The organism is Mesorhizobium sp. EU05-FHT14A09, assembly GCF_058790995.1.
Genome location: NZ_JBYTDF010000006.1, coordinates 34,776 through 47,840, shown reverse-complemented (window position 1 = coordinate 47,840; position 13,065 = coordinate 34,776). Strand labels below are relative to the sequence as shown.

The window sequence follows — 13,065 nt, the reverse complement described above, 5'->3', positions numbered from 1 at the left end:
GGCGCTCACGCTCTTGCCGCGAGGAGCTTCGTCCTCGCCTCCTCGGTCTCGGTGACTTCCTCGACAGGAATGTGGAAGTCGCGGTGGTAGTTGAAGGTGTGGCCGATGGCGACGACCAGCAAAGCGAAGGAGCCGATGGCGGCCAGCCACCAGATGTACCAGATCAGAGCGAAGCCGATGACGGTGCTGAGTGCCGCCAGGATCACGCCGGTGCCGGTGTTTTTGGGCATGTGGATCGGGCGATAGCCGGAGAGCGGCCGGCTGTAGCCGCGCTTCTTCATGTCCCACCAGGCATCGTTGTCATGCACGACCGGCGTGAAGGCGAAGTTGTAAGCCGGCGGCGGCGACGAGGTCGACCATTCGAGCGTGCGGCCGTCCCAGGGATCGCCGGTGTCGTCGGCGAGTTTCTCGCGCCGCATGATCGAGACGAAGAACTGCAGCAGCATGGCGGCGATGCCGACCGCGATCAGAGCAGCGCCCAGGCCGGCGATGATGAACCAGATCTGCAGCGACGGATCGTCGAACACGCGCATGCGGCGGGTAACGCCCATCAGGCCGAGGATGTAGAGCGGCATGAAGGCGAGCCAGAAACCGACCACCCAGCACCAGAACGACACCTTGCCCCAGAACGGATCGAGCTTGAAACCGAACGCCTTCGGCCACCAGTAGGCGATGCCGGCGAACAGGCCGAACAGCACGCCGCCGATGATGACGTTGTGGAAGTGCGCGATCAGGAACAGGCTGTTGTGCAGTACGAAGTCGGCCGGCGGAACCGCCAGCAGCACGCCGGTCATGCCGCCGACCGTGAAGGTCAGCATGAAGGCCACGGTCCACATCATCGGCAGGTCGAAGCGGATGCGGCCGCGATACATGGTGAAGAGCCAGTTGAATATCTTGGCGCCCGTCGGGATCGAGATGATCATCGTGGTGATGCCGAAGAACGAGTTGACGCTGGCGCCCGAACCCATGGTGAAGAAGTGGTGCAGCCAGACCAGGTAAGACAGGACGGTGATGACGACCGTGGCGTAGACCATCGAGGTGTAGCCGAACAACCGCTTGCCGGAGAAGGTCGACGTCACTTCCGAGAACACGCCGAACAGCGGCAGGATGAGGATGTAGACTTCAGGGTGACCCCATATCCAGATGAGGTTCACATACATCATCGGGTTGCCGCCGAAGTCGTTGGTGAAGAAGTTGGTGCCGACATAGCGGTCGAGTGAGAGCAGCGCCAGCACCGCCGTCAGCACCGGGAAGGAGGCAACGATCAGCACGTTGGTGCAGAGCGATGTCCAGGTGAAGACCGGCATCTTCATCAGCGACATGCCGGGCGCGCGCATCTTGACGATGGTGCACACCAGGTTGATGCCCGACAGGGTCGTGCCGACGCCGGCGACCTGCAGCCCCCATATGTAATAGTCGACGCCGACCCACGGACTGTAGCCGATGTTGGAGAGCGGCGGATAAGCGAGCCAGCCGGTCTGCGCGAACTCGCCGACGAACAGCGACGCCATCACCAGCACCGCGCCGCCGACCGTCATCCAGAAGCTGAAATTGTTGAGGAACGGGAACGACACGTCGCGTGCGCCGATCTGCAGCGGCACGACATAGTTCATCAGGCCGGTGACCAGCGGCATCGCCACGAAGAAGATCATGATGACGCCGTGGGCAGTGAAGATCTGGTCGTAGTGATGGGCGTTGAGGTAGCCCTCCGAACCGTTGAAGGCCATGGCCTGCTGCAGGCGCATCATGATGGCGTCGGCAAAGCCGCGCAGCAGCATGACGATGCCCAGCACCATGTACATGATGCCGATCTTCTTGTGGTCGACGGAGGTGAACCACTCCCGCCACAGATAGCCCCAGAGCCGGAACCAGGTGAGTGTAGCAAGCAACGCAACGCCGCCGAGCGCCACGACCGCGAAGGTCGCGACAACGATCGGCTCATGCAGCGGGAATGCTTCCCACGTCAGGCGTCCGAAAAGGAATGTGGTTTCCACGTTTTGCGGGACAGCCATGCGTCAGAGCCTTGAAGAAAGAGCGGGGACGTCGAGTTCTGACATCACGCCGGGCAGTTCCGCGCGCTGCCACGGCCTGAGCAGGCCGGCGCCGCGGAGCGGGGAATGGTCCCTGGGACCGATGCTGTTGTCGCCGGCGGCGCGCGCCGCGCGGAAGGCGGCTTCGGCTTCCTCGGCCGTGCAGATGGTGGCGACATAAGATGGCCGGGGTCCGAGGATCGAGCCGCGCCGGGCGAACTTGTCGTATTCGAGCGGCAGGGTGTTGTAGGCACCTTCGAGGCCGAGCCCGCCCTTGGCGTTGATCGACATCATCTCGTTCATGCACATCTTGCCGCGCTCGACGCACATGTTGAGGATGGCCTGGTAGAGGTTGGGATCGACCGCGCCGTAGCGGCGCACCGGTTCGTTCTCGCTCGGCCGCTCCAGCTCGAGGTAGTTCGCCCGGTCCAGCGTCTGGCCGGCGGCCTTGGCTTTGGCCACCCACTGGTCGAAACCAGCCTCGGACTGGCCATGGAAATCGAAGCGCATGCCGGAAAAGCCGGCGCCGCTGTAGTTCGCCGAGAAGCCCTTGTAGGTGCCTTCGTGGTTGATCACGGCGTGGAGCTTGGTCTCCATACCAGCCATGGAATAGATCATGCCGGCGAGCGCCGGGATGTAGAAAGAGTTCATCACGCCGGACGAAGTGATGCGGAAATCGATCGGCCTGCCGACCGGTGCGGCCATCTCATTGACCGTGGCGATGCCGTATTCGGGGTAGATGAAGAGCCACTTCCAATCGAGCGACACGACCTCGACCTTGAGCGACCGGTGCTGCTCGGTCACCGGCTGGCCCGGCGCGATGCGGTCGAGACGGCGATAGGGATCGAGCAGATGGGTGCCCAGCCATGTCAGCGCGCCGAGGCAGATGATGATGAGCAGCGGTGCCGCCCAGATGACGAGTTCCAGCTTGGTGGAATGGTCCCAGTCGGGCGCGTAGGTGGCGGATGCGTTGGAGTGCCGATAGCGCCAGGCGAAGAACACGATCAGCAGCATCACCGGCACGATGATGATCAGCATCAGCAAGGTCGACACGACCAGCAGGTCGCGCTGCTGCGCGGCAATGTCGCCCGCCGGCGCCAGCACCACGAAATCGCAGCCGCTCAGCATGGCAGCCAGCGGCAGGACCAGCAGGGTTGCAAGCCTGCGCCCCAGCCTATGCAGAGGGAGCCCGTGAAAAGAGAAAAGCGACCGATGTGTGGACATGAAAGCGTCCGCCCGTCATTGTGCACTGCAAGATGTATGACGGAGTAGCCGAGCCGGACACGGCCACGACATTGGACAATTTGTCCAATCCCCCTGGAGAGTGCGATGCATCAAGATTTTAGGTGCACCGCGGCATGTCTCCGCGGCCGTGTTTTTGCTGCATGATCCTCGCCGAAAAGTTCGGGGGCGTGCTTCTGTATTGGGACGGCACCGCAGGGATGACTGAAGCGACACCAGCCAACACGCGCGGCGACCACCATGACGTCAACCCCGGCGACATCGCCGTCGGCGTCGTCATCGGCAGGACGTCGGAGTTCTTCGACTTCTTCGTCTATGCGATCGCCTCGGTGATCGTGTTCCCGAAGCTTGTCTTCCCCAACACCGATCCGCTGACGGCCACCGCCTACTCCTTCGCCATTTTCGCACTTGCCTTCCTGACCAGGCCGCTCGGAACCATCCTGTTCATGGCCGTCGACCGCCGTTACGGCCGCAGCGCCAAGCTGACCGTCGCGCTGCTGCTGCTCGGCACCTCGACCGTGGCCATCGCCTTCCTGCCTGGATACGCCACCATCGGCGCTGCCTCTGGCTGGCTGCTGGCGCTGGCGCGCATCGGCCAGGGCATCGCCTGGGGCGGCACCTGGGACGGATTGCCGTCGCTGCTGTCGCTGAACGCGCCGGAGCACCGGCGCGGGCTTTACGCCATGGTGCCGCAACTCGGCGCCCCGATCGGGCTGATCGTGGCCAGCACGCTGTTCGCCTTTTTCGTCCTCAACCTGTCGGCCGAGGACTTCTTCGGCTGGGGCTGGCGTTATCCGTTCTTCGTCGCCTTCGCCATCAATGTCGTGGCGCTGTTCGCCAGGCTGCGCCTCGTCGTGACGCCGGAGTTCGCCCGCCTGTTCGAGAACGGTGAACTGCAGCCGACGCGGGTGCGCGAGACGCTCAAGGCCGAGGGTCGTGTCGTCGGCATCGGCGCGTTCGTGCCGCTGGCGAGCTTCGCCCTGTTCCACATGGTGACGGTGTTTCCGCTGTCATGGGTCTTCCTGTTCACGCAGGAAGGGCCAGGACGCTTCCTGCTGATCGAGGCGGGCAGCGCCGTGTTCGGTCTGCTGGCGATCGTGGCGTCCGGCCTGATTGCCGACCGCATCGGCAGGCGCTCGCTGCTGTTCAGCACGGCCGTCGCGATCGCCGCCTTCAGCGGTTTCGCGCCGCAGCTTCTCGACGGTGGCACGGCGGGCGAAATCGCCTTCATGGTGCTTGGCTTTATCCTGCTCGGCCTGTCCTTCGGCCAGTCGTCAGGCGTGGTGGCATCGCGTTTCTCGCGCCGCTATCGCTATACCGGTTCGGCGATCACATCCGACCTGGCCTGGATGTTCGGTTCTGGCTTTGCGCCACTGGCTGCCCTGCTGCTGTCGGCCAATTTCGGCCTGATCTCGGCCGGCGCCTACCTGCTCTCCGGCGCGATCTGCACGCTGGCGGCATTGTGGGTCGCCGGACAGGCGATCGACCGCGGCTGGCAGGAGAAAAGCGCGGCCGACTGACGCAAGCCACTGCCGGACTTCGCCATCGCTTCCGGCGTTCTGGGCGTGAAAAGCCGGATTCGGCTTTCGCCCACAACTCGGGACGCTCGTCGTCCGCCGGCAGGGCAATTGTAGACCCCTCTCCACCACCCCTCCGCGGCAGCGCGTTCCAACTCGGGTTCCTTGCCCCCTATCAATATGGAAATGGCGGTCGCTCCACTCTCCATTCCACACGGTGGCGAGAGTGTGTGAAACCGCCGCATCGCCTCAACCAAAAGGCGTAAATCCTGCGTTTCAGGCAGAAACTTTTCCTAAAGATTGAATGTTTCAGCTTTCGAAACTTCCGTTTCTCGGCTAGGCAAGTGATGGGCAGCAAGGGGACAATCTATGGCCGACAACGACAAGATTTCCAACGATCTGGTTACTGAACTGACCGCAGCGATCGTGGGCGCGTATGTAACCAAAAATCCGGTTCCGGTATCCGAATTGCCTGGCGTCATCGCCAGCGTTGCGGACAGCATCGGCCGGCTGGGACAGACCCAGCCAGAGGTCGTGCCGGAACCGCAAAAGCCGGCGATTTCGATCCGGAAGTCGCTCACCCACGACTATCTGATCAGCCTGGAAGACGGCCAGCAGTACCGCACGCTGAAGCGCCATCTCGGCAAGCTCGGGCTGACCCCCGAGGAGTACCGCGCGAAATGGGGGCTTCCCGTCGATTATCCGATGGTTGCGCCGGCCTACGCCGCGAAGCGGTCGGAACTTGCCAAGCAGCTCGGCCTGGGCAGGAAGCCCGGAACCAAGCGCGGCCGCGGCAAAGCCAAGGCCTGAGCCGCAAGCCGACGGGCATCGCGAGGCCGCGATGCCTGGAGCGGTTCCGGAAAGAACGGGCTGGCCGCTCGAGTGATTGGGCCGGCGATCAGAAGCCCGTTACCGAATTGGCGATCTTCTTCGGCGCACCCTTTTCGATCCTGTAGAAGGACATCGCGCGTTCGCTGGCGCCATCCGACCGGAAGTGGAAGACGCCGGCCGAGCCGCGGAACCCATTCTTGTTCTCGAAGACCTGCGCCGTGAAGCCTTTGGGGCCCATGGCGCCGGCAATGCCAGCGGTCAGGGCCACGCTGTCATAGGCATAGATCGCGTTGACGTCCGGTGCGTAGCCATAGGTCGCCTTGAAACGATCGGCGATCGGACCGGCCTCGCTCTTGTCCAGCGCCGCGAAATACGCCCCCTGAAACAAAGGATCGGCGAGCGGCTGCTCATGCCAGCGCGCAGTGCCGATGATCGACACCTTGCCGGCCGAGACGCCGCGCGCCTGCAGCGCGCGCAGGAGAGGCAGCGGGCTGGCGTCGCCGATGGCGATGACCACACCTTCCGGCGTCGATACGGTCGCCAGCATGTCGGTCGCAGCCTTCTCAGCCTCGATCACCGGATCGAACGGCATGGTCAGCGCCAGCGCGGCACCGGTGATGCTCAATCCGTTCGACACCCGTTTTTCGATTGCCGCGGCGACCGGCCCCCTGGCGACGAACAGCACGAATTTGCGTTTGCCTTTCTGGGCGATGGCTGCGGCGCCGGCGGCGGCACTGTCCGCTTCGTTCAGGGCCATGGCATAGAGGTTCGGCGCGCCGGGGAAATTCTCCGCCAGCACCAGCACGGGCGGTCGTGTCGGCCCGGAGATGGACGTCAGCCGCTGCGCGGCGTCGAGTTCGGTCGGGCCGATGATGACCTTGGCGCCGGATGTCATCGCCTTGACGACAAGGTCCCTGGCGACGGCGCTGTCGCCGCGCGTATCCTGGACGGACAAGGTAATGGTCTGGTTGCCGAGATCCGTCATGGCGAGCTTGGCCGCATCGAACATGCGGCGGCCTTTTTCGCCCGCCGCACCGGAAGCCGACAGCGGCAGCAACATGGAGACCTTGGTCTCGCCGCTGCCGAGGGTCTGCGCCGATTGTGCGGGACCCGCGGGCGGCGCCGGGTTGCTGGCGGCGCTGCCGGTATCAGGAGCAGCCGATGCGGCACCGCCGGTCGGGTCGAGAACATCACCGGCGGTCTTGGACTGGCATGCCGCCAGCGCCAGGGCGGGCAGCGCGACCAGAAGCACACGGCGGCTTATGCCCGCAGGATGTCTTGAAGGAGATTTCCCCGCGCTAGAGGTCATGGACGATCCTGCTCCCTGACGCCCTGCGCGATCTTACGGCGATTGCCGCCAAACCCGTAGCTGCGGGGACAACCATTCGGGTGTGCGCAACCGAACGCCCGCTCAAGCGGGGCGACCGGCCGACAGCGGAGAACGCCGACTGCGGGAGGGACCTGCCGCGCAAGATCAAAGAACCGTCGGCATGCCTGCCCGGCGCTTCCGCTCTTTCACGGAAACGCCCGACCGGTTTGTTTTCGTATGGACGCAAGACCGCTGCGCACTCTCGCTGGAATTGCCCTAGAGCGTTTCCGTCTTTCACGGAAACGCGGAAACGCTCTAAGCTTTTGTTTTCGTCGCATTTTTGTAACGCCAAGTGATTCACTTGGCTACAAAATGCCCTAGTGCATGTATTCGAGCATGCGGTCGTGGAAACACTCGCATTTGTTGAGCGTGTCCTCGTCGCGGTAGTTTGTCTTGAGATAGCCATAGGCCATGCCGCAGGCGACCTTGGCTTCGGAGGCCCAGACGAAGACCGGACGCGAGGAGCGCACCCATTCTTCGCTCTTGGCCGCGGCGACTGCCTCGTCCATGAGCCGCACGACCTCGGTCTTCAGCGTGCTCATATTTTCCTCCAGGATCAGGTTGGAGGTGCCGACCGTGCGGCAATAGTCGCCTGTCGGCGCGCCGGTGAGGTCGGCGGCCTGCAGGCCGGTCGCCGACAATGAAAGCAGCGCTGCGATGCCCAGTTTCCGAATGTTCATGATTGTCCCCGTTCGCCCTCTGTTACCCGTTGTGCTTGCCGGTGTCGTGATTGGTCTCGTCGAAGAGCACCCGCACGGTTTCGGCAACCCCGTTGAAGCTCTCGACCGGGGCCGGCGGCGCGACGTCGACCGGCTGCGGCGCGGGTTGTGAGCTCGCCTCAGCATGCCCTGAGCCGGCATCCTTGCCAAGGTTGTCCAGCAGCGCCGACAGGTCGATTTCGTCACCAGACTGGTGGAAATCGGCGATCACATCGGTCACCGCGGGTGCGGCCGCATGCTCATCGCCACTGGCCGGGGCAACCGCGGCCTGCTGGTGGGTACCGAGCACCGTTTCGAGCTCGACTTCGATGTAGGTTCCCTGCGTGCCATCGGCCATGTGGAAGGTTCCCTGTCCTGCAACCGCCTGGCCGTCGATCGCCTCGTGGCCCGGCGTCGTCGAAACCGAGATCGAGGTGACGCCGTTGTCGGCAAGGCTCGACAATTCACCGGCCTCGCTGATGCCGTCGGCATTGGCATCCTTCCAGATCAGCAGATTGGCGAAGGCGGCATCGTCATGGTCGAGGACGCCGTCATGGTTGCTGTCCAGCGATGCCAGCGCTTCCGCACCCGAACCGAACTGGCCACCGTTGAAGGACGGCGTGAACAGCTCCGTACCATCATCGATCTTGCCATTGTGGTTCGCATCGAAAGCCAGGATGCCGTCGCCCGACGTGTTCCAGGCGATCTGGTCTTTCGCGCCGTCGCCATTGATGTCGAACTGGACACCGTGGTTGACGTCGGAGAAGGCGAAACCGTCATGGTTGAGATCGAGCATGATGGGGTCGGTGGCCTTGGCGAAGTTGATATCAGATAGATTGCCGTAGCCGACGCCGGTCAGAGTCATAACATGCTCAAGCGTGAACCCGGAGCTCGCCAGATCGTTCGTATTGGAAGAGACCGTCATCGTATAGATGCCGGCATCTGCGTTTAAACCGGTCGATGAATATATGACGACCGTGTAGACACCTGCAGAAATCTTGCCAATGGCATCAATAATCTCGGCTCTCGGATTGCCATTACCATTGCTGGTATCGTTGGTCAGACCCGATGTTGCTACGAAGGCACTGTTGTGCAGTTCGATAACCTGCTTCCCTGAAAGAACTTCAGTATCACCGGCAGGGTTCGTCGTAATGCTCTGGAAGAAATTCCCGTTCGATACATCGTTGCCACCGAGCAGTATGGCGATCTTGTCGCGTGCCGTTTCGAACGATGAAACCGTGACCACGGTATTGTCCCCGGAGCCGACTGCATCATGTGAGAAGACGATCTTGTCTGCCGCACCGTCAGATGTACCGAGGCTCACGCTCCAGTTCTTACCCGTCACCGAACCTGCATTGATGACGACGGTGTCCGCGCCAGCGCCGGCATTGATCGTGTCGCCCGCACCGCTCGAAACGATCTTGTCGGCATTCGCCGAGCCGGTCAGTGTCGCTGCGCTTGATAGGTCGGTGTTGGTCAAATTCCAGCCGTTGCTACCGGTCGCACTGGCAACGTTGATATCGATGCCCGCACCGCTGACCGAAGCCGTACCGTTGTTAATGGTAGCATTCGTGGCAGTCCAATCAGCTGTTGCGGTCGCATTGACCGTCGCTCCAACTGATACCTTCAGGATATCGGCTCCGGAGCCGAGGTCCGTGATGGCATCAGTGCCTCCGCTGATATTGAAAGTATCGGCACCTGCGCCGCCGGTCAGGCTGTCGTTTCCAGCACCACCGGTAAGGTTGTCAGCGTTGGAGGATCCAACAATCGAGAGATTTTCCGTCTGATTGTGAAGATCAATCGTCACTCCGGCCGCGGCTCCGGCTGCCGAGACGGTGTCCACGCCCACAAGACCAGCGTCGCCAAGGCCGTTGAGCCCAGTCGAGGTCGACGTGAGGATCAACGTATCCGCACCGTTTCCAAGATCGATCTTTCCACCTCCGGCAATCAATGCGTCGAGCTGAGCACCGGTGAGCGTCACGGTCTCGCCACCGGCCGTGCCAGTGAAATTGACCGTCTCGATGTTGCTGAGCGTGGTGGCACCCAGCGACGAGAGGTTAACGCTGCCACTGACAGTAATGTTCAACACATCGGTGCCAGCACCGAGATCGATTGCGTTGAGCCCTGCCCATTGCTGGGCGGTCATCGTAACCGTGTTGTTGTTGGTGCCGGACGCGGTGAGGTTTTCGACACCTGCAAACGTCAAGCCTGCCAGATTGGCCGTCCCACCGGTAGTGAGCTCGAGCGTGTCCGAGCCTCCGGCCAGATCGATAGATCCCCCCAGTCCGGTCAACTGGGCACTGGTCACCTTCAGCGTATCGCTGCCGGCACTGCCGACAAAACTCAGGGTTTCGACATTGGCCAGCGTCGCCATCGACGAGATGTCAGCCGTGCCGTTGATGAGGACCTTCAGCGTGTCCGAACCACCAGCAAGGTCGATCGAGCTTAGGGCAGCGAGCTGCGCCGCGGTCATTGTCACGGTGTCGTTGCCGGTGCTGCCGATCAGATTCTCGACGCCGGTCACGGTGCCGGTGCTAAAATCCACCGTCGTGGCGTTCGTCAGCGTGATCGTGTCAGTATCGGCGCCACCAGTGATGGACTCCCCGGCGACGAACTCGCCATTGGCCAGCAGGAAGTTATCGTTGCCGGCCCCACCCGACAGCGTGTCCGCACCCGCACCACCGCTGATGGTATCGTTGCCGACGCTGCCGGTGATGGTATCGGCATTGGACGACCCGGTGATCGTGAAGCCATCGGACTGGTTCTGGAGATTGATGACCACTCCGGATGCTGCTCCAGCAGCCGAAATGTTCTCCACTCCGACAAGGCGCGCGTCGACAAGAGCATTGAGCCCGGTCGAAGTCGACGTGAGGGTCAGGGTATCAGCGCCGTTGCCGAGATCGATCTTGGCACCAGCGACAATCAGCGCGTCAAGCTGGGCCCCCGTCAGGGTCAGCGTGTCGACGCCATTGCTGCCGATGAGATTGATCGTCTCGATGTTGGCGAGTGTCGGCAACGACGCCAGGCTCGCATTGCCGCTGACCTGGATGTTCAGCGTGTCGGTGCCGGCGCCGAGATCGATCGAGGTGAGCCCGGCAAATTGCGCCAGGGTCATCGTGACCACATTGTTGTTGGTGCCGGACGCCTTGAGGTTCTCGACGCCGGCAATCGCCAGGCCGGTCAGATCGACGGCTGTGCCATCGGTCAGCTCCAGCGTATCCGAACCGCCGCCCAGATCGATCGACCCGTTCAGCGCCATCAATTGGGCACCGGTCAGCTTCAGCGTGTCGTTGTTGGCGCTGCCGACGAAATTCACGGTCTCGACACCGGTCAGTGCCGGCATCGTCGAGATATCGGCAGTACCGTTGACCAGCACGTTCAGCGTATCCGCGCCTGTCCCGAGATCGATCGAGGCGAGCCCAGCAAATTGCGCCGCGGTCATCGTCACGGTGTCGATGCCTGTGCTGCCGACCAGGTTTTCGACGCCAGTCACGGTACCCGTGCTGAAGTCGACCGTCGTCGCATTGGTGAGACGGATCGTGTCGGTGTCAGCGCCGCCATCGATGGATTCGCCGGCAACGAACTCGCCGTTGGCCAGCAGGAATGTATCGTTGCCGGCTCCACCCGACAGCGTATCCTTGCCCGTGCCGCCGCTGATGGTGTCGTTACCATTGCCGCCATTGATGGTGTCGTTGCCTTCCTGGCCGAAGATGATGTCGTTGCCATCGCCGCCATTGATGGTGTCGTTGCCACCGCTGCGGCCGCTTTCCTTGGCCAGTTCGGCCTGGTTCGCTGGATCCGACAGATAGGCCATCGTCGATGCACGGTCCCATTTGCCACCGTGCAGATATGACGCTAGCGCCGGGTTGGATGGACCCGAGGCTGCCGCTTCCAGGATCTGGAAGACGGACCAGCCCGAACCCGGCAGGACCGACAGGCCCGCCTTCGTCGCGAGAGCATCGGTGTTGGCGACATCGCCGAAGATGATGTCGTTGCCGCCGCCGCCATTGATGGTGTCGTTTCCAGCAGCAGCGAGAGCGGTCGACCCGCCCAGCACCGCCAGCGCGCCGGCAAGTTGTTCAGCGGACGTCACGTTGAGTGCGCTGCCGGTACCACCGTTTGCAATGCCATCCTCGACGTCGCTGAGATAGCCGAGGCCCGTTGCGCCGATGTTGATGCCGATCGCATCGATCGTATATTTGTGCCCGGGATCGCCTGCATTGAGGATATTGGCGACATCGTTGACGTTGTCGGGGCTGCTGCCGGTGTATGTACCAAGCAGCTCCTGCATCGCCCGATCGGAATCACCGGAGCTGGTGTTGCCGCCCGAAGTAACCCAGGATGTCGGTTCGCCGTCCGAGACAAACACGACCTTGTTCACATCGGCGTTGGGCAGATCGTTGTTTCCGCTGTTGCCGGTGATCCAGTTGTAAGCGCCCTGCAAGGCCGCTTCATAGTTGGTACCACCACCCGCACCCATGTTGTTGATTGCATCGTGAGCAGCCGTCGTATCCTGCTTCACGCCATTCACGATCAGGTTGAACGTGCCGCGATTGACGGCGCTGTCGTAGAAATCGACGATCGTGACACGGATGTTTTCCGCGCCCGAATTGGCCAGTTGGTCAATCAGCGCGTTGACGCCGTTCTTCAAGGCCTGCATGCGCGAAATGGTGGACCCACCAAACGAGATGGTGTCGGTCATGCTGCCGGAACTGTCGAGCACCAGCACGATGTTGGCGGACTGTCCCTTCGTGACGGTCACCGACCCCGGATCGCCGATCAAGGTATCGTCGACGCCACCACCCTGAATGACACCGTTGTTCGGTCCCTGCGGATTGGGCACGATGTGGGTGTCTGTCTGACCCGATGCATCGTCGCTCTTCGAGCCGACGACCAGAAGTGGCGACTCAACGTTCTTGACGTTGATGTCGAGCTTGGTTGTCGACGTGTCACCATCAGCGTCGCGGATCGTGTAGACGAAGTGGTCGACCTGGTCGGCGGTGATGAAGTTCGACTTGGCCGTATAGGTATAACTGCCATCTGCTTTCAGGTGCAGCGTGCCATAGGTGCCGACAATATCGGTATCGATACCCGTTGTTATGGCTGTCCCGGTGTTGCTGCCCGCAGCGACACCCACCACGCCACCAGCCGGCGAAGTGGTCGCTGGACCATCAGCGCCGAACACGTCAGCGCCGTTGCCGTTGTCGACCAGTACGTTGCCGAGGACCGCACTGCCTTCGTTGACGTTGGCGACGTCGGCGTGGGCGATCGGCGCATCATCGACGATGGTGATCGTCAGGCTGCCGGCAGGAGCCGCATCGCCATCGCTGTCGGTCACGCCGACCGCGACGGTGACCGCCGTGTTGTTGGTGTCGCCG

The 13,065-nt window shown here is 62.4% G+C and carries 7 protein-coding genes; 2 read left to right on the top strand and 5 right to left on the bottom strand.

The features are described from left to right. Window positions 1–5 precede the first annotated feature (5 nt). Window positions 6–2,012 (bottom strand): cytochrome o ubiquinol oxidase subunit I, encoded by a 2,007-nt coding sequence (gene cyoB, locus AC3WTO_RS20735; protein ID WP_492462800.1) that lies wholly within the window; start codon window positions 2,010–2,012, stop codon window positions 6–8. Window positions 2,013–2,015: 3 nt separating this feature from the next. Next, window positions 2,016–3,158 carry a ubiquinol oxidase subunit II gene (gene cyoA, locus AC3WTO_RS20730; protein ID WP_492463007.1) on the bottom strand — a complete coding sequence of 381 codons (1,143 nt, stop codon included), beginning with the start codon at window positions 3,156–3,158 and terminating at the stop codon, window positions 2,016–2,018. Window positions 3,159–3,472: 314 nt separating this feature from the next. Between cyoA and AC3WTO_RS20725 the strand changes: the two genes are divergently transcribed. Next, entirely contained in the window at window positions 3,473–4,792 is a 1,320-nt protein-coding gene (locus AC3WTO_RS20725) for an MFS transporter (protein ID WP_492463006.1), read from the top strand. Window positions 4,793–5,158: 366 nt separating this feature from the next. Further along, a complete protein-coding gene (locus tag AC3WTO_RS20720) occupies window positions 5,159–5,599 on the top strand; it encodes a Ros/MucR family transcriptional regulator (protein ID WP_492462799.1) in 441 nt (146 codons plus the stop codon). Window positions 5,600–5,687: 88 nt separating this feature from the next. Here the strand turns inward: AC3WTO_RS20720 and AC3WTO_RS20715 are convergent, their stop codons facing one another. From AC3WTO_RS20715 to AC3WTO_RS20705, 3 genes are all read right to left on the bottom strand, one after another. After that, on the bottom strand, window positions 5,688–6,929 hold the full coding sequence (locus AC3WTO_RS20715) for a type 1 periplasmic-binding domain-containing protein (protein ID WP_492462798.1): 1,242 nt from the start codon (window positions 6,927–6,929) through the stop codon (window positions 5,688–5,690). A 377-nt stretch (window positions 6,930–7,306) separates the two neighbouring features. Continuing rightward, window positions 7,307–7,669 carry a hypothetical protein gene (locus AC3WTO_RS20710; protein WP_492462797.1) on the bottom strand — a complete coding sequence of 121 codons (363 nt, stop codon included), beginning with the start codon at window positions 7,667–7,669 and terminating at the stop codon, window positions 7,307–7,309. A 22-nt stretch (window positions 7,670–7,691) separates the two neighbouring features. Next, window positions 7,692–13,065, bottom strand: a 5,374-nt coding sequence (locus AC3WTO_RS20705; RefSeq protein WP_492558435.1) for a beta strand repeat-containing protein, incomplete at its 5' end; no start/stop codon positions are given.

Excerpts from the sequence above, each read along its gene's own strand:
- AC3WTO_RS20710 (WP_492462797.1), bottom strand. The coding sequence starts at position 7,669 with ATGAACATTCGGAAACTGGGCATCGCAGCGCTGCTTTCATTGTCGGCG.
- cyoB (WP_492462800.1), bottom strand. The coding sequence starts at position 2,012 with ATGGCTGTCCCGCAAAACGTGGAAACCACATTCCTTTTCGGACGCCTG.
- AC3WTO_RS20725 (WP_492463006.1), top strand. The coding sequence starts at position 3,473 with ATGACTGAAGCGACACCAGCCAACACGCGCGGCGACCACCATGACGTC.
- cyoA (WP_492463007.1), bottom strand. The coding sequence starts at position 3,158 with ATGCTGAGCGGCTGCGATTTCGTGGTGCTGGCGCCGGCGGGCGACATT.
- AC3WTO_RS20715 (WP_492462798.1), bottom strand. The coding sequence starts at position 6,929 with ATGACCTCTAGCGCGGGGAAATCTCCTTCAAGACATCCTGCGGGCATA.
- AC3WTO_RS20720 (WP_492462799.1), top strand. The coding sequence starts at position 5,159 with ATGGCCGACAACGACAAGATTTCCAACGATCTGGTTACTGAACTGACC.